This window comes from Rhizobacter sp. (genome assembly GCA_021153565.1).
GTDB lineage: Bacteria > Pseudomonadota > Gammaproteobacteria > Burkholderiales > Burkholderiaceae_C > Albitalea.
In genome coordinates this window covers 1-19626 of the sequence record JAJKJU010000290.1, presented here as the reverse complement: position 1 = coordinate 19626, position 19626 = coordinate 1, and the positions used below count along the sequence as shown (strand labels likewise).

At 62.3% G+C, this 19626-nt stretch carries 19 protein-coding genes; 4 read left to right on the top strand and 15 right to left on the bottom strand.

From position 1 onward, the window contains the following. Window positions 1-52: 52 nt before the first annotated feature. Both AC30NL_RS18365 and rsmG read right to left on the bottom strand, forming a co-directional pair. Entirely contained in the window at window positions 53-664 is a 612-nt protein-coding gene (locus AC30NL_RS18365) for a LysE family transporter (protein ID WP_489465431.1), read from the bottom strand. After that, on the bottom strand, window positions 664-1332 hold the full coding sequence (gene rsmG / locus AC30NL_RS18360) for a 16S rRNA (guanine(527)-N(7))-methyltransferase RsmG (RefSeq protein WP_489465430.1): 669 nt from the start codon (window positions 1330-1332) through the stop codon (window positions 664-666). Before rsmG ends, AC30NL_RS18365 begins: the two co-directional genes overlap by 1 nt. A gap of 133 nt (window positions 1333-1465) precedes the next feature. Here rsmG and AC30NL_RS18355 point away from each other — a divergent pair, with 133 nt between their 5' ends. Beyond that, window positions 1466-2122 carry a PEP-CTERM sorting domain-containing protein gene (locus AC30NL_RS18355; RefSeq protein WP_489465429.1) on the top strand — a complete coding sequence of 219 codons (657 nt, stop codon included), beginning with the start codon at window positions 1466-1468 and terminating at the stop codon, window positions 2120-2122. A gap of 67 nt (window positions 2123-2189) precedes the next feature. On the opposite strand, the gene mnmG is transcribed toward AC30NL_RS18355, so the two are convergent. Continuing rightward, window positions 2190-4154: a tRNA uridine-5-carboxymethylaminomethyl(34) synthesis enzyme MnmG gene (mnmG, locus tag AC30NL_RS18350; protein ID WP_489465428.1), complete on the bottom strand. Its 1965-nt coding sequence runs from the start codon at window positions 4152-4154 to the stop codon at window positions 2190-2192. Window positions 4155-4471: 317 nt separating this feature from the next. Here mnmG and AC30NL_RS18345 point away from each other — a divergent pair, with 317 nt between their 5' ends. Beyond that, complete coding sequence (locus AC30NL_RS18345) at window positions 4472-4927, top strand: VanZ family protein (RefSeq protein WP_489465427.1); 456 nt, start codon at window positions 4472-4474, stop codon at window positions 4925-4927. Further along, on the top strand, window positions 4924-5190 hold the full coding sequence (locus AC30NL_RS18340; RefSeq protein ID WP_489465426.1) for a YkgJ family cysteine cluster protein: 267 nt from the start codon (window positions 4924-4926) through the stop codon (window positions 5188-5190). Before AC30NL_RS18345 ends, AC30NL_RS18340 begins: the two co-directional genes overlap by 4 nt. A gap of 6 nt (window positions 5191-5196) precedes the next feature. On the opposite strand, the gene AC30NL_RS18335 is transcribed toward AC30NL_RS18340, so the two are convergent. The 5 genes from AC30NL_RS18335 to AC30NL_RS18315 form a co-directional block, all read right to left on the bottom strand. Beyond that, window positions 5197-7335: a peptidase domain-containing ABC transporter gene (locus tag AC30NL_RS18335; protein WP_489465425.1), complete on the bottom strand. Its 2139-nt coding sequence runs from the start codon at window positions 7333-7335 to the stop codon at window positions 5197-5199. 205 nt (window positions 7336-7540) lie between these two features. Beyond that, window positions 7541-8806, bottom strand: a complete 1266-nt coding sequence (locus AC30NL_RS18330; protein ID WP_489465424.1) for an HlyD family secretion protein — start codon at window positions 8804-8806, stop codon at window positions 7541-7543. Between the two features lie 375 nt (window positions 8807-9181). Continuing rightward, window positions 9182-10093, bottom strand: coding sequence for an AP2/ERF family transcription factor (locus tag AC30NL_RS18325; RefSeq protein ID WP_489465423.1), 912 nt, complete (start codon window positions 10091-10093; stop codon window positions 9182-9184). Between the two features lie 781 nt (window positions 10094-10874). Further along, window positions 10875-11030 carry a hypothetical protein gene (locus AC30NL_RS18320; RefSeq protein ID WP_489465422.1) on the bottom strand — a complete coding sequence of 52 codons (156 nt, stop codon included), beginning with the start codon at window positions 11028-11030 and terminating at the stop codon, window positions 10875-10877. A gap of 96 nt (window positions 11031-11126) precedes the next feature. Beyond that, on the bottom strand, window positions 11127-11840 hold the full coding sequence (locus AC30NL_RS18315) for a helix-turn-helix transcriptional regulator (RefSeq protein ID WP_489465421.1): 714 nt from the start codon (window positions 11838-11840) through the stop codon (window positions 11127-11129). 155 nt (window positions 11841-11995) lie between these two features. Here AC30NL_RS18315 and AC30NL_RS18310 point away from each other — a divergent pair, with 155 nt between their 5' ends. After that, entirely contained in the window at window positions 11996-12367 is a 372-nt protein-coding gene (locus tag AC30NL_RS18310; RefSeq protein ID WP_489465420.1) for a DUF4902 domain-containing protein, read from the top strand. 18 nt (window positions 12368-12385) lie between these two features. On the opposite strand, the gene AC30NL_RS18305 is transcribed toward AC30NL_RS18310, so the two are convergent. From AC30NL_RS18305 to AC30NL_RS18275, 7 genes are all read right to left on the bottom strand, one after another. After that, window positions 12386-12865, bottom strand: a complete 480-nt coding sequence (locus tag AC30NL_RS18305; protein ID WP_489465419.1) for a GNAT family N-acetyltransferase — start codon at window positions 12863-12865, stop codon at window positions 12386-12388. A gap of 147 nt (window positions 12866-13012) precedes the next feature. Continuing rightward, window positions 13013-14200 carry an ABC transporter permease gene (locus AC30NL_RS18300; protein WP_489465418.1) on the bottom strand — a complete coding sequence of 396 codons (1188 nt, stop codon included), beginning with the start codon at window positions 14198-14200 and terminating at the stop codon, window positions 13013-13015. Continuing rightward, window positions 14197-15012, bottom strand: a complete 816-nt coding sequence (locus AC30NL_RS18295; protein WP_489465417.1) for an ABC transporter ATP-binding protein — start codon at window positions 15010-15012, stop codon at window positions 14197-14199. Before AC30NL_RS18295 ends, AC30NL_RS18300 begins: the two co-directional genes overlap by 4 nt. Beyond that, window positions 15009-16478: an alpha/beta hydrolase gene (locus AC30NL_RS18290; RefSeq protein WP_489465416.1), complete on the bottom strand. Its 1470-nt coding sequence runs from the start codon at window positions 16476-16478 to the stop codon at window positions 15009-15011. Before AC30NL_RS18290 ends, AC30NL_RS18295 begins: the two co-directional genes overlap by 4 nt. Window positions 16479-16559: 81 nt before the next feature. Continuing rightward, entirely contained in the window at window positions 16560-16931 is a 372-nt protein-coding gene (locus AC30NL_RS18285; protein ID WP_489465415.1) for a glutaredoxin domain-containing protein, read from the bottom strand. A 96-nt stretch (window positions 16932-17027) separates the two neighbouring features. Next, the gene (locus AC30NL_RS18280) at window positions 17028-18662 is read right to left on the bottom strand and encodes a thioredoxin family protein (RefSeq protein ID WP_489465414.1); all 1635 of its coding nucleotides are present in this window, start codon (window positions 18660-18662) and stop codon (window positions 17028-17030) included. 710 nt (window positions 18663-19372) lie between these two features. Further along, on the bottom strand, window positions 19373-19626 hold a 254-nt coding region (locus tag AC30NL_RS18275; RefSeq protein ID WP_489465413.1), incomplete at its 5' end, for a hypothetical protein.

Genomic DNA, 19626 nt, shown 5'->3' with positions numbered 1-19626 from the left:
GGTGCCCTGGCGCCAAAGCGCCGCAAATGACGTTTGTAGGACATGCGCAACCCTAATTTCGAATTAGGCGGATGCTGAAACCGATCAAGATGACGCCGGCAGTCCTCGACAGCCAGTGGGCGAGTGTCCCATGGGCCCTCACCTTGGCAGCGACCGCATTGGCGAATGCGCACAGAGTGAGGCAGTACACCGCTGTGATCCCCGCGATGGTGAGGGCCATCGCCGCAAAGGTCGGCAGGCCGCGGTGTGTTGCCGGGTCAATGAAGAGCGGGAAAAACGCCATGTAGAACACGATGGCCTTAGGATTGAGCAGCGTGATCAGAAATGCCTGCTTGGCGTACTGCCGCGGCTGAATCTGCATGGTCGACGCCGCACCCGATTTGGCGATCAGGAGCCGAAAGCCGATCCAGGCCAGATACGCTGCGCCGCCGTACTGGACGATCCGAAATGCCACCGGGTAGGCGGCGAGCAGCGCTGCAACACCGCCGACCGCCAGCCACAGCAGGACTTGGTCGCCGGCGATGACTCCAAATGTCGCTGCCGCACCTGCATGAAAGCCACCCTTGCCGGTCGAATTCAGCAAAGCGAATGTGCCTGGCCCCGGCAGCGCCAGAAAAATCAAGATGGCGAGGCAGAACGAGCCGAAATCAGTAATGCCGAACATCACGACTCCTCGGGCCTTGGCGGTTGAAGCCTCATCCAGATAATGCACCGCTCGGCGGCGAGGTCGGGAACGGTCAGTTGTTCCACGTGAAACATTTCGACCTCAGGCGGCAGATCAACCAGTTCATCGTCGGGGCGCCTGCCCTTCATGGCCATCCACACGCCGTTGGCCTTGAGATGCATGCGTGTGAGTTTGACGAAATCCGGAAGAGATGCGAATGCCCGGGATGCAATGAGATCGAATGCCGGCAGAGTCAATGCCTCCACCCGAGAATGCTGGGAATGCAGGTTCGGCAACCGCAGCTCGACCGCCGCCTGCTGGATGAACGCCGCCTTCTTCCCGACGGTATCGACGCAGGTGACATCCCAGCCGGGACAGGCCAGCGAAATCACAATTCCCGGCAGCCCTCCCCCGCTACCGACATCCAGCAAACGCCCAGCGGGAGCGAACCGCCGCAACGGCCCTATGACTGCGAGGCAATCGAACAAGTGCTGCGTCAGCATCTCGGCCGGATCGCGGACTGCCGTGAGGTTGTATGTCCTGTTCCAGCGCTGAAGCAAGTCCAGATAGGCCAACAGCTGATCGATTGTGGCGTCGTCCAGCACCAGATCGAGTTGTCGGGCAGCAACAAAAAGGTGCGTCCTACGAGCTTTGTCGACTTCATTCATGGGGGTAACGGCAGTTAGGGATGTACACAGCCCTGCGTCGCAATAATTCTTGGGGCACGGCGCGCGCCAGCCTGAAACCTCGGGGAGACGATGCGCGCGCAGTCCAGAAGTCCCGAGTACAGGAGAAAGATAAATGCAATTTCATCGATTTGCGGCCTGCGCCGCTGCAGCCGCCTTGATGCCCCTGGCTGCTCAGGCCGCCGACACGTTCGCGTCGACCACGTTCACGCTGTTGCCGGGCACCGTGCCTGGCGACTTCCCAGCCCAAAGCTATGGCGGTGACATCGTAGGATCTTTCCCTGTGGCACTCGATGACGCAACAGCACGCTCGCAGGTACTGGGAGGTCCCGATGGCAAGTTCCTGTCGCTGCCTGGCGAAACCGGTACACCCGTCGGATCGCCCTTCCCCGGCGCCTACATCGAAGTGGGCTTCGGCCACAACTTCGGAGCGAGCGGCAATTTGAACCTCTTCGAGGCGGGCAACAATGGAGAAAGCGCCCAACTGTTCCTGTGGACCGACAATGGCGGCAACATCCAGCTCCAGGTGACGCGCGGCGTCAGTGACGAAATCTCGCTCGACCTGGGCGCCTACGCAGGCGCACTGGCCTCCATCGGCGGAACAGCGTTCACGAAGGTCGGCATCGGTGGCCTGGATCTGAACGGCATGAGCAAGGGTTTCGACCTCGACGCGGTCTCGATCACTCCTGTGCCTGAACCTGAGACCTACGCCATGATGCTGGCCGGTCTGGGAATCGTCGGCTGGATGGGACGTCGTCGCCGCTTCTTCTGATTCCGCGGCAGCAGCGACAAAAAGGGCTCGGCGAACCAAGCCCTTTTTCTTTGCGGCAATGGCAGGCTCAGGCCGCCGCATCCGTAGCCCGGTCATTGGCAGCGAAGCCCTTGAACCGCCCCTTCTTGAGATGGATCAGGAGCAGCGACACCGCCGCCGGCGTCACGCCGGATATACGGGAGGCCTGACCGAGCGTCTCGGGTCGATGCTTGTTGAGCTTCTGGCGCACCTCGAAGCTGAGAGCTGCTACCTGGGAATAGTCCAGGTCTTCAGGCAAGCGTAGATTCTCGAAGTGGGCAGAACGCGCGACTTCATCGTTTTGCTTATCGATGTAGCCGGCGTACTTGACGCTGATCTCAACTTGCTCGATCACGGCGTCCGCCAACTGCGGGCTGAATTCGGCCCGCAGTGTTTCACGTGAAACAAGCGGGAAAATGCCTGCCACCATTGCGACCTCGCTCAGGGCATCGAAATCAACCCCTGGCCGGCGCAGCAAATCGGTGAAGCGATATTCATGCTCGATGGCCCTGCCTAAAAGACGCTCACCCAATAGAGCTGGCAATGTGTCAGGCCGGACCCAGGTCGATTTCATCCGCTCGGTCTCGCGAGCGATGGCATCACGCTTGCGGTTGAAGACATCCCAACGCGCATCGTTCACCAGACCCAAACCACGGCCGACCTCGGTTAACCGCATGTCGGCGTTGTCCTCGCGAAGCTGCAACCGGTACTCGGCCCGGCTCGTGAACATGCGGTATGGCTCGGTCACGCCCTTGGTGATGAGGTCGTCGACCAGCACACCCAGGTAGGCCTGATCGCGCCGCGGCACCCAAGCTTCGTCACCGCGAACCTGCAGCGCTGCGTTCAAGCCAGCGAACATCCCTTGCGCTGCGGCCTCCTCGTAGCCCGTTGTCCCATTGATCTGCCCGGCAAAGAACAATCCGCCGATCGATTTCGTCTCGAAACTCGCCTTCAGCGCCCGCGGATCGAAGTAGTCGTACTCGATCGCGTATCCAGGCCGCAATATGTAGGCGTTCTCCAGTCCGCGCATCGACTGCACGGCGGCAATCTGGATGTCGAACGGCAAAGACGTCGAAATCCCGTTCGGGTAGAACTCATTGGTCGTCAGGCCTTCGGGCTCCAGAAATATCTGATGCGAGTCTTTGTCGGCAAAGCGATTGACCTTGTCCTCAATGCTTGGGCAATAGCGCGGCCCCACCCATTCGATCACCCCGGTGAACATCGGACTGCGATCGAAGCCCGAGCGGATGATCTCGTGCGTGCGCGCATTGGTGTGCGTGATCCAGCACGGCACCTGTTTCGGATGCTGCGACGCCTCGCCCAGGAAACTGAACACCGGCACCGGGTCCAGGTCGCCGGGCTGCTCCGTCAGTACGCTGAAGTCGATGCTGCGGCCGTCGATGCGCGGCGGCGTGCCGGTCTTCAGGCGACCTTGCGGCAGCTTCAACTCCTTGAGTCGTACGGACAGACTGATCGCCGGCGGGTCACCAGCACGACCCGCGGAGTGGTTTTGCAGTCCGACATGAATCTTCCCGTCGAGGAATGTCCCGGCCGTCAGCACCACCGCCTTGGCACTGAAGCGAATACCAACTTGCGTAACAGCGCCCGTCACTCGGTCACCTTCGACAATCAGGTCGTCGCAGGCGCCCTGGAACAACCAGAGATTGGGCTGGTTCTCCAGCCGTCGGCGAATTGACGCCCGATACAGAACACGATCTGCCTGAGCACGCGTCGCCCGCACGGCCGGGCCCTTGGAACCATTCAAAATCCGGAATTGAATTCCCGCTTCGTCGGTCGCCGCAGCCATTGCGCCGCCGAGCGCATCGATCTCTTTGACGAGATGCCCCTTGCCGATCCCGCCGATGGACGGGTTGCAACTCATCTGGCCCAAGGTCTCGATGTTGTGCGTCAGCAGCAAAGTGGCACAACCCATGCGTGCCGATGCCAGCGCGGCCTCGGTGCCGGCATGGCCGCCACCGACCACGATCACGTCGAACTGCTTCGGAAACAACATCGCACTGCCTATTTTTTGAGCAAACGGAGATTGTAGGCAGCGCAGCGTTTCGCGTCACGCCAAACGCTGCATCGAAATGCGCGGCTCGAACGACTTTCCAGTCAAACCATCCCCAGATCTGCCGATAAGGACAGGGCCCGGAACAAGTTCCCGTTTTGGGGGCGCTGGGCGGGATGCGATGCAAGGAGCTCCGAGCGCCGTGTGGCGAGCCACACAAGTGAGGAGCAACGCCGCAGCGCGCCCGCCCAGCACCCCCAAAACGGTAAGTTGTTTCGGGCCATGTCCTAAGCCCAAGACATTCCGTACCGCACTTCACCATGCCGCTGCGACCAATTTCCCGACCATCGACTCTGCCCGCCCTCAACGACGCCCAGTGGCGCACGCTGCGCTGGCTGCCGTTCGTCGCCACTGCCCTCTTCAGCCTTGTCATGTCTGCGCTCGCGCCCGATGGTCGCCGGCCGTTCCACATTGAGTGGAGTTTGAGCATGGACGCGCTCGAGTTCTCCATCGTCAAGGCGCCGCACATCTGTGCCTGCGCAGTGCTCGCATTTCTGGCGGTGCTCGGAGCTGGGCGTCAACAGTGGACGCGGTCCTTGCTACTGACGGTCGCCGTAGGCGCCGGCTGGGAGCTGTGCCAGACCACCGTCATCGGTCACTACGCGCGCCTGTCCGACCTCGCGCCCGACACGCTCGGCGCGCTCATCGGTTGCATGCTCGCCTCGGCCAGCCTGTGGACCATTGAAGGGTGGCCACAGACAGGGGACCGCGGATGAATTCCCGGCCCGGCTGCGGTGCGTGCTGCATCGCACCGTCGATGTCGTCGCCGATTCCCGGCATGCCGATGATGAATGGGACCAGCAAAACAGCGGCGGTGCGGTGCGTGCAGTTGTCGGTCGATGACCGAAGCTTGATCTTCGGGCATCCGGATCGGCCCGAAGTGTGTTCATCGTTGAAGCCGGCACCGGACATGTGCGGGGACAGCCGGGAGCAAGCCTTGCGGTGGTTGGGGGTGTTGGCGCCCGAAACGGAACCGTAGCCCCGGCTACACCTTGGCCAAGGTGGCGCTGTCGACCGTGCGCAAGTCCTGCGCAACGCGCCCGTCCTTCAGCACGATCACGCGGCTCGCCGACGCAATCGTCTCGGGCCGATGCGCCACGATCACGCGTGTCAAGTGCAGCTGCTTCACCGCCAGATTCACCAGCCGCTCGCGATCGACATCCAGCGCACTCGTCGCCTCATCGAGCAACAGGATCTTGGGCCTCTTGTACAAGGCCCGCGCGAGCAGCAACCGCTGCTTCTGCCCGCCCGAAATGCTCGTGCCCATGTCGCCGATCAGCGTGTGGAAGCCCATGGGCATGGCCAACACTTCGTCGTGCACTGCCGCCACCCGGGCGCACTCCTCTACCCAAGCCAGATCCGGTTTTGCATCGAAGAAGCTGACGTTGTCGATGATCGAACCCGCAAAGAGCTGATCGTCCTGCATCACTGTTCCGATCATGTCGCGCCAGCTCCGCAGGCCCAGATGCGCGAGCGGCACGCCACCCACGCGAACCTCGCCCACCTGCGGCTCATGGATGCCCAGGATCAACTTCAGCAAGGTCGTCTTGCCGCAGCCCGACGGCCCGACGATGGCCACCGATTCACCCGGCTCGATCAGCACGTTCACGCTCTTGAGCACCGCCGGTTCCGCGTCGGAATAGCGGAAGCCCACGCCGCGCAATTCGAGCTGCGCGCTCACGTCCGCGCGGGGCGGCACCAGCACCTCCGTCTCGGGTGCGGTCAACACGATGTCGGCCAGGCGCTCGCCTTGCAATTTGAGCATCTTGAGTTCCACCGCCTTGTCAATGAGCCCGCTCACGCGCAACGCGAACTGCTCCTTGTAGGCGATGAATGCGAACAGCATGCCGACCGAGAAATTGCGATCCAGCACCAGCAGCGCGCCGACCCAAACCACCGCCACGCGCTCCAGCCCGAACACGAGCTTGTGCAAGACGCCGAACATCAAGTCCAGCTTGCGGGTTGCGATGTTTGCGTTCATCGCGTCGACCACCAGATTCATGAAGCGCGCTTGCCGGTCTTGCTGTCGATTGAAAAGCTTGATTGACTGCACTCCTCGCAGCGACTCGAGGAAGTGGCTGGCCTTCTTGGCGTCGTGAATGATGGCCTCTTCGGTCGCTCTGCGAAGCGGCTTGAAGAAGGCCCCGCGCAGCGCAGCGTACGCGACGACGCTGCCCACAGCGATGGCCGTCAGCGTGCCGTTGTAGACCCACATCATCGCAAGCGTCAGCACCACCAGCAGGCCATCGAGCACAACCTCGATGAAAGACGTCGTCAGCGTCTGCTGAATCTGCTGGATTGCGCCGAAACGTGACATCACGTCACCCGTATGCCGCTTCTCAAACCACGACACCGGCAGGCGCATCAGATGCGCAAATACGTTTGAAAGCCATTGAAGGTTCAGCGTGGCCGACAGGTACAAGACCGACCATGAGCGGATCGCGCCCGTCGCCACTTGGATGAAAACGAGCAGCCCGAAGCCCAGCCCCAGCGTCACGAGAAGATCGCGGTCCGCGCCCACGAGCACGCTGTCGACCACCCACTGCATGAAGAAAGGCGACAGCAGCATGAACACTTCGAGTGCGAGTGCAAGTGCAAAGACCTGCAGCAGCGAGCGCTTGAGCCCCGTCACGCGTCCGAGCAACTGCCTGAGCGACACAGACTGCCGCTCAGTGCGCGGCTCGAACTCGGCCGCGGGCGTGAGTTCGAGCACCACGCCGGTGAAGTGCTTGGACACCTCTTCCATTGACAAGTGCCGCACGCCACGCGCCGGATCGTGGATCACCGCCTTCCCGAGGCGAATGCCCGCCAGCACGACGAAGTGATTCAAGTCCCAGTGCAATACGCAAGGCAACTGCAGCTGTGGCAGATGTTCAAGCTCGGCCCGCAGCGCGCGAGGGTTCAGATTCATCTGACCTGCCATGCGCGTCAGGTCCATCATCGTGGCGCCCTTGAGCGACAGTGAAAAGCGCTGCCTTAGCGTGGGCATGTCGGTATGCAGGCCGTAAAAAGCCGCGACCATCGCGAGACTTGCGAGACCGCACTCGGCAGCCTCGGTCTGCAGCAGCAGCGGAACGCGCGACCGGCCAAAGCCGAGTCTCAAGGATGAAAAGAAGCCGGTCATGGGCAAGGTCCGGGGTAGATGACGGGGCGGCCGAGCAAGCCGCTCAGAGGCTGAGAGTATTTCGAGCGTGTCCGAGCAGCACGTCAAAAGGCGCCGGATCTAGGCACAAAGCGCAGCCATAGCTCGTGCTATGGCGAGCATTTGCAACGACGAGCAGGGGGCTTTTGGCGTGATGAGCGGGCATGATCGAAATACTCTCAGCCGCTCAGACGCGGCCAGTGACGCTCAGCAGCGGCTCGAAAATCCACTCGATCAGCCGGCGCCGATCGAGCAGCACGTCGGCCTCGAGCTGCATGCCCGGCACAAGCGGCTGCGCCTGGCCGTAGGCCTGCACAGTCTGCTGATCGAGGGCGACAGTGATGGGGTACAGCGGCTCCGCCGAAGGTGTCGCCTTCATCGATTCAGGCAGCGGCAGACTCGCTAACTCAGCCGCATGCAGTGGGGTGCGCGACACCTGCACCACCTCCCCCGCGTGATGGCCGAACTTCTGATACGGGAAGGCTTGGTAACGAAGCTGAACGGCCTGATCGGGTCGCACGAAGCCCACCGCGCTCGACGGCGCGAAGAGCTTGGCCTGCAGCTTCGCATCGCTGGGCAGCAGGCTCGCGAGCGCTGTGGCGGGCGTGACACTGTGGCCGACTCCGGCCATCACCGCGGTGACGACGCCGTCTTGCGGCGCACGAATGACAACCGTCTGCTTCGCCGCGTTCTCAGCCGAGGCGCCCGCCAGCGTGGCCAGCTCGCGCTCGATTTCACCGATGGTGGCGAGACTGCGCAATGGCTCTTCGCGTCGGTGCGCTTCGATCACACCCATCTCGCGCAACTGCGCCGAGCGCTTGAGGGACAGCGCCTGCAGCTTGGCCTGCACCTCTAGTACTTCAGATTTCTTCGTGCGCACATGCGCGGCCGACACGAAGTTTTCGCCTCGCAGGGACTCCCACTGCGCGAGATCTTGCCGCTTCAACGCGAGCTGCTCCTCGTACAGATGCGATTCCGCATCCATCTGCGTTAGCTCGCGCTTCATGTCGGCGAGCTGACGTTCCAACCCGGCGACCTGCTCCTGCTGCAATTGAGTTGCACGGCGCGAGGCATCCTGCAGGCTGTTTCGACGCGTGGCAATGCTGTTTTGAACCTGCACCTGCGTGTCGCCGCTCAGGCTCGTGCGGTCAATGGACAGCACGAAGAGCACGTCACCGCGCTTCACGCCACGCCCTTCGAGCACATGGCTTTCAGTTACCACGCCAGCCTGCGGCGGCACCAGGCGCAAAACGCCATGGTCAGGCACGAGGTAGCCAACGATGTGCGCCTTGCGCGTGTAGCGGCCTTCGAAGAGGAAGCCACAGACGAGCACGGCAATGATCACGACAAGGAGGGTCAGCACCACGAGAGGCACCGGCCGCACGAGCTGGATGCTGCCAAGCCAGGCTTGCTGGCGGCCTTCAATAACTTCAGAGCGGAAGAGGTTGGCCATGTGGCGTCTTTTAGGGCCTGTTAACACTGAATGCATACCCGCGCCGGTGTCTGGCAAGGCACAGGCGGATTCGCCTGACTTGCAGCCGATTCCAACATCGCCCACGGTGCGGGACAACTGGCAGGTCTTACAGGTGGCGAGGGATGAGGCTCCGCAGCTTGATTCGATTGCTCCAATGCGTCCACCCATTGCCACCAGGGATCCCAGCATTGCGTACGACCCGCGTTATCTCGAGGACGCCTAAAAGCCAATGCGGCACGTGCCGCCTCGATCCTTTATTGGCGACGAGCGACACCGCATTGCTTGACTGCGCCGCAATCTGGCAACGGAACTCCCCGACTGGGCCCTGTTCCAGGCATCTGTCGAGCCCGGCCGCTACACGGCCAACCCGGCATCTACGAACTCTGCGATGAGTGCACTGCGCGACATCCCGCGCTTGCGGACAAGTGCAGCCAATCGTTGGGCCGCTTGCCTTCCAAGGTGAACTTCAACAATCACCTTGTCACCCTTTCGACTCGATGCGCCGGGCGCCTCGCCATGCTTTTGCCCATGGCGTTGTTCTTCCAGCAACCTCATCGCCTCGTCGCGCGCTTCGATTGCCAAAGCCTTGGCCTCAGCATCCCCGTAGCGCGCCACGCTGAACCTGCGCCGTTCGGGGCGCCCGTTCGGCACCGGCACCCATTCGGCCACCCAGTGCAAGCGGGGCATGCCGTCCTTGTTAGGCGTTCGGCTCAGGTGAACTCCAAGGACGCCGCTGGTATTGGACTTCTTCAATTTCCCAGGTTGGGAGAAGTTCAGGTCGCCCTCACCGCCAAGCTCCTCGACCCCGGCGGCCTGCCGCCGCACCACCCGCATCAGCCAGTCGCGATACTCGATGGCCACGAGCAATGCAGGCTCGCACCCGCCGTACTCACGGTCGGCAAAATACTTCTTGTGCGAGACGCCGTTCCGCATCACCTGCACCAACCAGGCGGTGCCGTTTTTCTCTCTCCTCACGTTGCGCACCCGGTCGAATTCCTTCGGCGGCTCGGGCTCGGCGTCCGGCGTCTGGCTCAATTCGTTGCGGTACGCGATGGCCGCGTGCAGCGCCCTTTGCGTGCCACCGTGTTCCAGGTCAGAAAAATACTTGACGTAAGACGTCCCGCGCCGCGTCACTTGTACATGCCAACCTTTGCCTCCTCGCTCCCGTCTCACGTTGCGCACCGGGTGCGAGCCGAGGAACTCATTGGTTGCGGCCCCGTCCGCTGCGGGAGCCTTTGCGCGCGCTTGTGATTTCACTGTATTCATCCGCCTTCAGATCTCCTCATGTCTTCACGTATGGTCTTGCCAATTTCCGGTCATGTCATCTATTGAGCCCAAGGTGCAGGGCCTTGACTATTGCGGTTCACGCAGTACGAGAGCCGTGCGAGCCTGAGCACCCCACCGGTTGCAATGCCCGATCGATTTGCAGCAGTCCTGCGTCCAAATGATGGGGCACCGGCATGCTTGCAATGGTGCAAGACCGGGTCAAAGCATTTTGAGAATCTTGAGCCCGTGCAACGCACCACTCACTGGAACTCGTTGCGCATTTCGGGAGTGTCGGCCAACCTTGTTTTGAATGCAGTGACATGCTGTTGTCGTGACGACCTATAGGTCGCTGGCACCGCGGGCCACGCGTTACGTCACAACTTTATGTCAAGGCAAGGGCCTTGCCTGACTAGAAATCAACAAGGTTTGAAAGCCCCAATGTCCGCGCTGCGCTTCGGAAAATAGCGAGCCTCTTTTAGCGGATGGGCAAGAGGCTTTGTAATGCAGAAATCTCAAATGCAACAGCGCAACGGATTCTGAACTCTGGCATCTACATCTTGAATTGCTGGAGCTTCCTTTGAACCGTCGATGCGTGTCGTGACCGCATTGATAGCCTATTTCCTTCCCATGACGATGGGACCAGAAACGATCGCAGACTTCAAGCCTGACTTTGCTGATCGGTGTGAGTGGACCTTGAGCCATAAGAACAAGTGGACTCACACCGACCTGGCCATGGCAGCGATTACTGCGCCATGAGCACTGGCACGTTCGCCAGATGCACTTACCAAGTGGGATGGGGCGATGAACTGCTTCCGGCTCCACCACTGACCTGGCTCAGGAGACTCGGATCGAGGGGAACCGGCAAGGACGGTGCAGCAGGCACCACCGGCTTGTTCGACTGTGCCTGCGGAACGACCTGGGTATATTGGTGCGACATTTGAGGCTCCTGGGATGGAACGCACACCCTGTGCGTGTGACTCCATTCCAGCAGCGACCCTTTGGGCACGTAACTGTCAACTCTTACAGGTTTGTTTCAACGAATGATGCCGAGCCGTAGCGCCTTGAGGACAGCTTGGTGCTTGTTGATGCAGTCGAGTTTGTGTGTTGCGTTATTGATGTGAAGAACTGCAGTGCGCTCGCTGATGCCCAGGATGTTTCCCAACTCCCAGGCTGTCTTCCCTTCCATCGTCCAGCGCAGGCTTTCCAATTCACGCGGGGTGAGATTCGGGAAGTCCGATTGCGGTTGCGCCGGTAGCAGCACACGCAGTGCCGCATCCTGCGCGTGCACCGCAAACAATTGCAGATCAGCCACCAAGCGCGTTACCTCGGTCGAACTCCCTGGCAAAGGCTGATCGCGATCTACCCCTAGAAAGAAGTGACGACCTTCGGGCATATGCAAAGCGAGCGCGATCCCGACTCGATATCCAAAACTCGCCTGATGCTCCCACTTGTCGCCTTGACCGGCCGCCGTGTAAGTCTGTTGATTCCAGATGATGGGGACGCTCAGGCGCTTGCAGTGCTGAGTCACCGGATCCCGACGCGCATCACCCACATATTCAGCCGATGCGCTGTATTCCGGCGGTGCGTTGTCGACCCACACGAATTCAGGCTCGCCCCGGAAGCGATCTACTACTGCCGTAGCAGTGACGGTTTCGAATCCCAGCTGTTTTGTAAAGCGCACCACTTCACTCAACAGCTCATCACGGCTCGTCACCTGCAGCACTGACGTGAATCCATCTTGCAGCATGGTTCTTGTCTACTCCCATAACAACGTCGCGCGATCCGCCCACAAAACAGATAGATCACCTGAAAGGATTTACAGATGGCAAGCGCGTCTTGACGCACCACACTCCCTGCCATCGGGCCCCATCCCATCAACCACCAACGCAGGACCGCAAGCAGATGACACCCGCTTGGATCGTGTGTGCGTGGCCGCCTCTATTGTGGCAGGCCGAGTGCGCTCCGAATCTGCATTTCATCCATCTTGGCACACGTGTGTTCAACGCGGGTGACAACGATCACCCATGTGGACAAACCGTGTGGGGCAACCCTTCGGCAGACCCTGCCGCCGGTGTGGCTTGGGACTGGGTAGAGGTGCAGGAGGGCGTCGTCGCCATGGCAGACCCGATGGCCCTCGTGACCAATCTCCAGCTCACGGATTCAAACGGAGACATTCTTCCGAGCAACCTGGCCGCGCGGCATCTCAATGGCCTCGTGCACACGCTGCCCTGGCAAACCGAAGTACAGCGCGCCTTGCATCGCGTGCCGGCGTAATGAGGGTCACAACCCCACTCAACGTGACGGCGGCAGAAGCATCTCTGTGTGCGCAATCCCGTCTTCCATGTATTGATCGCCCTGCACGATGAAGCCGGCCTTTTCATAAAACGCCTCCAGCCGCGACTGCGCCGAGATGCGGATCGCGTGACCGGGGAAGACATCGTGCGACAGCGCGATTGATCTCTGAACAAGATCGAGGCCGAGACCGGTGCCTCGCGATGCGGACGTCGTGAGCACGCGGCCGATGGATGGCTCGTCGTACTTGACGCCGGGTGCGAGCAGGCGTGCATAGGCTTGGGGAACGCGATGCCCGGCCGACCATGCCGCGATGTGCCACGCAGTCTCGTCGTGACCGTCGGCGTCGAGGTAGACGCAGTTCTGCTCGAGCGAGAACACGAGCTGACGCGCCATGAGGATGTTGCTCAGCTCGCGCAGCGTGAGCTGGTCGAAGGGGCAGATGCGCCAAGTGATGGAGGGGGTTGCCGTCGCGTTCATGCGCACATCATGCCGCGACCGTCCATTCATCAAAAGCCATGGCGTATTGCATCCTCTCCATGTGTATTGCTCCATCTCCCTCCGGGAGGGCTGGGGTGAGGGTGCCGGCCGCAGCCCAGACCAACCTGTGAAATCCCGGCCTTCGAATCAGCGCACCGCAGCCGCCCTGAGCATCCTCGCCACGAACCAAACACCCATCGCCGTCAGCACGGCGCACACCGCGATGGGCACGAGCACCTGCTCCATGCCGAAACCTTCACCCTTGAGCACGCGTGTCATCAGCGTGTTCTGGGCGAGTGCCGGCACCATCAGATGCCAGCCCGCTTCTCCCCCTTCGTTGAAGACGGTGAAGAGCGGCAGCAGCGACACGCCGAGGATCACGACGGTACTGTTCGCCTGCGCTTCCTTGAAAGTCCTGCAGCGGATGGCCACGGCCATCAGCACGGCAGAGAGTGCAGCGGCGAAGGGCAGCAGCACGGCGAGAAAGAGCAGTGCCTCGCGCAGTCCGAACTGGAACATTGCTTGCAACGTGTCGCTTTGCAGAAGCCACTGTGCAGGCAGAAAGCTGAAGCAACTCAACACCGCAATCAGCATGCTCAGGCATGCGACCGCCCCCCACTTGCCCAGCACCAGCGCGGCCCGCTCTGCCGGGTTCATCAGCAAAGGCTCCAGCGACCCGCGCTCGCGCTCGCCGGCCGTCGTGTCCAAGGCCGCATTGAGCGCGCCGTAGAGCACAGCCATCAGGACGAAAAAAGGCAGCATGCCGGTGATCTGCGTCGCACGTGTCTGCGTGCTCGCAAGGTCTCGCTCTTCCACTTGCATGGGTTCGAGCAACTCCGCCGACACGCCGCGCACCGCGAGGTTCAACGTAGCGCGCTCGCGGCTGAAGCCGCTGAGCAATCGCTGGATGCGATGGCTGCCGCCTTCGGCCTGCTTGTTGGCGCTGTCGCTCACCACCTCCACCACCGGCGCCTCGCCGCGCAGCACGGAGTCCTCGAAATCTTCGGGGATCACCACCACCGGATCGCCCAGCCTGGACTTGCGCAACTGCATCTCGAAGTCGGCCGGCGCGGTCTTCACTGTGTAGGTCTGGCGCTCGAAGTAGTTCTTGAGACTGGGGGCGCGCTCCATGTGCATCACCACGACCTCACGCTTCTCGGCACGCGCCTCGAAGGATGCAATGAAGGACGACAGCGCGATGAGCACCAGCGGTCCGAGCATCACGCTCGACAACAGCACGACGATGAGCGTGCGCCGGTCGCGCAGCGCATCGGTGATTTCCTTGCAATAGACCGTCCATGCGGCGCGAAGAAATGATGTGTTGGCGATGCTCATGCTGCCGCCCCAGCTGCCCTGGCTTGTTTGAATTCTTCTGCGAACGCGAGCTCCACGAAGGCTTCTTCAAAATCCTCTTCCCCAGTTTGTGCGAGCAGCTCGCCCACCGTGCCAGACGCGACGGTGCGGCCGTGCGAGACGACCACCACGCTGTCGCACAGCCGTTCCACCTCTTGCATGATGTGCGTCGAAAACACGATGCACTTTCCGCCGCCCTCGGGCGTACGCAGAAAACGCAGCGCATCGCGCAGGGCGCGCGTGGCCAGCACGTCGAGTCCATTGGTCGGCTCATCGAGCACGATGTTGGCGGGATCGTGCACCAGCGCCCGGGCGAGCGCCGTCTTCATGCGCTCGCCCTGGCTGAAGCCATCGGTGCGCCGCTCGAGCAGGGCTTTCATCTCCAGCATTTGCGCGAGCGCTTCGGCGCGGGCATGGGCCGCCTCGCGCTCCATGCCTTGCAGCATGCCGTAGTAGACGATGTTCTCGCGCGCCGACAAGCGCGGATACAGCCCGCGCGCATCGCTCAGCACGCCCATGCGCGCCAGAGCCTCCCGCGGCCGCGAGACCACGTCGATGCCGTCGACCGACATGCTGCCGGCGTCTGGCGTGATGAGACCTGCGAGCATGCGCAGCGTCGTCGTCTTGCCTGCGCCGTTGGGACCGAGCAGGCCCGTGATGCGGCCATTGGGTGCGGAAAAGCTGACCTGCTGCACTGCCTTCACGACATGCGGCGCAGATCGCCTGAACGACAGTCCGCGCTTGGTGGTGGATGGTGCGAGAAAATTCTTGGCGAGCGAGTCGATGGTGATCATTTCTTTGCGGACTCCAGCGACAAGTCGATCGGGCGGTAAGCCGGCGGCCGGGGCATGTTCTTCGTGCAGCTCGCGTCCACGGCCAGCGCATCGCTTTCTTCGACGGCATCAATGAAGCGGAACATCACGTCGCGCATGCACGGGATGCTCAGCACGCCGTGGCCGGCGTTGGGCACGACCACGTGCAGCGCCTTCGGGCCCAGTGCCTTGGCGGCGCGCTCGCCGTGGCGCGGCGGCGTGGCCGGGTCGATGCCGCCACTCAGCACGAGCGCCGCAGAGTTGCTCACCGGCATGTTGTAGAACGCCGAAGCCACCTCACCGCGCGGCCATTCGCTGCACACGCGCTTGTACACGCGGGCGAAATCGTGGGTGAAATCGCGCCCCGGTGCGTCGGTGGCCTGCCCCACCCGTGGATAGTCTTCGGCACATACCACCGAGAAGTGCATGCCCATCGCAAGCGACGTGCCCTTGCGCGACGCGAAGAGGCTGTTCAGGCCAAGGAGCGCTCCGTAGCGGCCGCGCACCGCTTCGTCGATTGCATGCGGCAGCGCGGCGGCAAGCGCAGGCGCATAAAGCGGCCCACGCACGGAGCCAAGCACCATATGGCGCGTCAACGTGAAGGTTTCGGGTTGCCCGCTCAAGGGGTGCGTGGCCGTCACGGGCTTGGGCAGGCTCGCGAGCAAGCCGATCCAATCGGCGCGCAAGTTGGGATGCGCCCGGGCACAGGCCGCATCAGCCTCGCAACTCGCGATCACCGCATCGAACGCCGCCTGGTTGTCGGTCGAAAAGCTGACCGGCAGGACCATGTCCGGCGGCGCGACGCCGTCGATCACCGTGCGGCGCACCTGGTTCGGAAACTGTCGCAGGTACTCCAATGCTGCGCGCGTGCCGTAGGACGCACCGACCAGGTTGATGCGATCGACGCCGAGCTGCCGGCGCACGGCGTCGAGGTCCTGCATCGCGATGGTGGTGGTGAAGAAGCGCAGGTCGCCATAAGGCAGCTTCTGAAGCTGTTCGCGGCATTGCTTCACCTGCGCGAATTGGCGCTCAGGATCGGCCTGGTCGGCCAGCGGGAGATGCCGCACGTCCTCGCACTCCAGCGGCGCGGACTCGCCCGTGCCGCGCTGGTCGACGAACACGATGTCGCGTCGGTTGTTGAGACGCGTGAACAGCGGCAACACCTGTGGCGACACGCCGATCGCGCTCTGCCCCGGGCCGCCCGCAAGCATGAACACCGGGTCCGCCAGCTTGCGTCGCGCCATGGCGGGCAGCACCACGTAGTGCACGTCGATCTTCTTTCCTTCGGGATGGGCCGGGTCGAGCGCCCGCCTCACGACGCCGCACTGCACCTCGTTCTTGATGCCGGCGATGCGACACGGCTTCAAGGCTTCGTCGCTCCACGCGGGCAACGCGGCGAATGCCAGCACCGACAACGTGGCGGCATGGCACATGAGGAATAGCTTCATCGAATGGGACCTTTCAAACGCGGGCAAAGTGTGCCCGCGTTCTCGCGCCTGGAGAAATCTGGGACGCTTCACCCAAAGGGGCTACGGCTGCCCCAGCAAGCGCTTCAGTTCGCCGCTGTCGATCAACGCCTTCAATTCCGAATATCCGCCCACCAACACTCCGCGCACGAACACCATCGGAAAGGTTGGCCAGCCCGTCCACATTTTCAAGGCCGTCCGCCGGCGCCATTCGCTCAAATAACTACCGTATTCGAGGTAGTGAAACGGTTGCTGCGCATCCGACAGCGCCTTGCGCGCCCGGCGGCAGAACGGGTTCTGCGCCATGCCTACAACGAGGATCGGATTCGACAAGGTTGCTGCCTGGACGTTGTGCACGATGTCGGCATGCCAATTGGCGACTCGTTCGCGCACCATGGGGTGCATGCGCGTTTCATCAAGGATTGTGCGGGGCATCGGCTACTCCTGCTGGAAAACAGTGAGCGTATCCGAGCCCAGCGAGGGGCACGTCACAGCGGGTGAGCGACCGATCCAGCCCCGATTGCAGGCGTACTACGACACTGCTCCCTGCTGCTTCTTTGCATTGGCGAAATTGAACACGCCTTCGCATATGCCGCGCTGCGCGTCGTCGCTTGGAAGCTTTGCGCACACGACATCCAGCTGGGTTTTCAATCGCTGGATCGACGCCGCATGCGCACGCGAGCTGTTCCATTCGCCCAGCTTGGTGCCCACGCGCTGCAGCGATCGCGCACTGCGTTCATAGAAAGCATTCGGTTGCGCGGCGGCTTCGGCGAACAGCTGCGACACCGCGGCTTCAATGCGCTTCTCGTCCTGCGGTGCCAGCTCGATCAACGCACCGACGTAAGACGCGCCCCATTGAAGCCGCGTGGCCGGGCCCTCGGATTGATCGAACGCCTCCTGCGACCAGCGCAAGGCACCGACCTTGTCGCCGCGCTTCTTCGCGTTCGACGAGAGTTCGGACATCAGGTAGTAAGGCGAGTGACTCTTCGCAAGGTTGGCTTTGAGAAGCGCATCGGACTCATCGAGCAGGCCTGCTTCTTCGAGCAAGTAGGCCGCAGCTGTGATGACCGCCTGCCGCTCGTAGCCGTCGGTGATCTCGCGGTCGACTCGCGCCGCATGCTCCTTCACATCGGCGAGCAATGCATCGGGCAGCCGGGGCAAAGCCCTGTCATCCTTGTGTTGGTCGATCTTGGCAAGATCCACTCGCGCCTGCAAGGCGGTCATGCGGTCGGCGCGAGACAGCGTCGTGTCGGATTCCAGCGTTTTCAAGGCCGAATTGAAACCTTCGACGAGCTGCGCGCGCTGTGCGGACTTCGTACCCGACAAGGCTCGCACGATGTCGGCGGCGTTGTTGGTCAGCACATCCATGTGCATGCGCGACTGCTCCGGATTCGACAGCACGGCGAGCACTCGGTCGCGCTCCTTGTCGTCCGGTTTAAACGCGGCCTTCGCATCGGTGGCGGCAATCGCCTTCAAGAGAAGCCGCGTGGCGGTGTCGGGTTGATCCGCCGGACATGCGGCAGCCAGTTGCTGCAAGAGCGCTGGCATCTGCTCCTTGGGCGCCACCTGCTGCTCGTCCGTTTCCCATGAATAGAAGGCAAGCAGCTTCCAGTCGTTGGGCGTGAGCCCCAATCCGCCCTGCCTTGCGTCGGCCAGCACGGCCTTCACCGGGCGTTTCGCGCTCATGCCGAGCGTGAGCACCTGCGTGTACTGTGAGGCATCGACCTCGCCGGGCAATCGCGTGAGTTCGACGCCATCCGAATTGAACAGCACCATGGTCGGGTAGCCGCGCACCTTGAATCGCGTGCCGAGCTTTTGCGCGCCGGGGCTGTCGCCGTCGATGTAGACCGGCACGAAGGCGCGGGACCGCTCGATGAAGTCCATGCGGTTGAAGAGCGTCGCCTTCACCTGGTTGCACGGCGGGCACCACTTGGCACCCCAGTAAATGAAAATCGGCTTGCGGTCTGCACGGGCCTGTGCAAAGGCTGCGTCAACATCGGCGTCGCTGACCGCCTGCTTCCAGGCGATGCCGGGTACCTCATGTGCGGACGACGCGGCTGCGGCGGATGCCGGCGCGAAGGCGGCCGGGGTCGGTGCAGGCCTATCGCACGCCGCAAGGGCAGCCGCGGCGAGGGTGCATGCGAGGGCGCTAAAGCGTGCCTTCATGAAATTTCCGTCAAGGATGCGAGTGTCGCCCAGGTCGCATGGCCGACATCGACTCCGGGCCATTGCCCAGCCACTTCGCATTTGAAGTCATGGCTTCGCGACCGTGTGTGGCCGCGCGGCCTTTCCATCAGGGTCGGGAATATTCTGCACAGGAAAAAGCACGACGCGTGACACTGCGTCCCAGTACCGATTCCGTGGCATCCGCATTCAGCTGCTCCAGCAATGCCGCCACGACCGTCAAAGATTTTGTGGAGGACGGCCCGACGGCTCTACGGGCCCGAATGAGACCAGCCCCCCACAGGCCCGCATCCATTCCTCCGCGGGGGGCCATGCCGGGCTTCTTCCCAGCCACGCGGCATCACGCCCCGCAGGCATGGCCGACACCGATGTGAGGAGCAACGCCGCAGCGCGCCCGCCCAGCGCCCCCAAGACGGGAACTTATTTCGGGCCAAGTCCTAATTGCCCGGCCGCTTCGCATATCGCGGAATGGCTTCGCATCCATGGGTAGCCTCCGCGATCGACAACGTCACACTCGGATCTTCTGTAAAGAAAGGCACGGCATGAAACTGAAACTGAGCTCCATCAAAAACACCTTTGCCACCTCATTCAGCACGCGCAGCGTCAACCGTGTCGCCTCGACTGTCAGGCACGCTTTTGAGGGTGGCCTGTCGGCCCTACGACGTAAAGATGGGACACCAACGCCCACTTCCTCATCGCTGCCACCCCGTGGGTCCATACCGACGCGACAGCAGCCCGTGTACTGGGGGCCGATCCCTGTGCCCGGGAATGCGATAGAAGAGGAGCAACAACTGCGAAAGGCCCTGGCGGCCAGCCTGAGGCCGTCGCAGCCACACGCCGCCCCGGGCTCCCATCGGTACGGACACCAACAGCAGCCCGAGTACCGGGGGCCGATCCCTGTGCCCGGGAATGCGATGGAAGAGGAGCAACAACTGCGAAAGGCCTT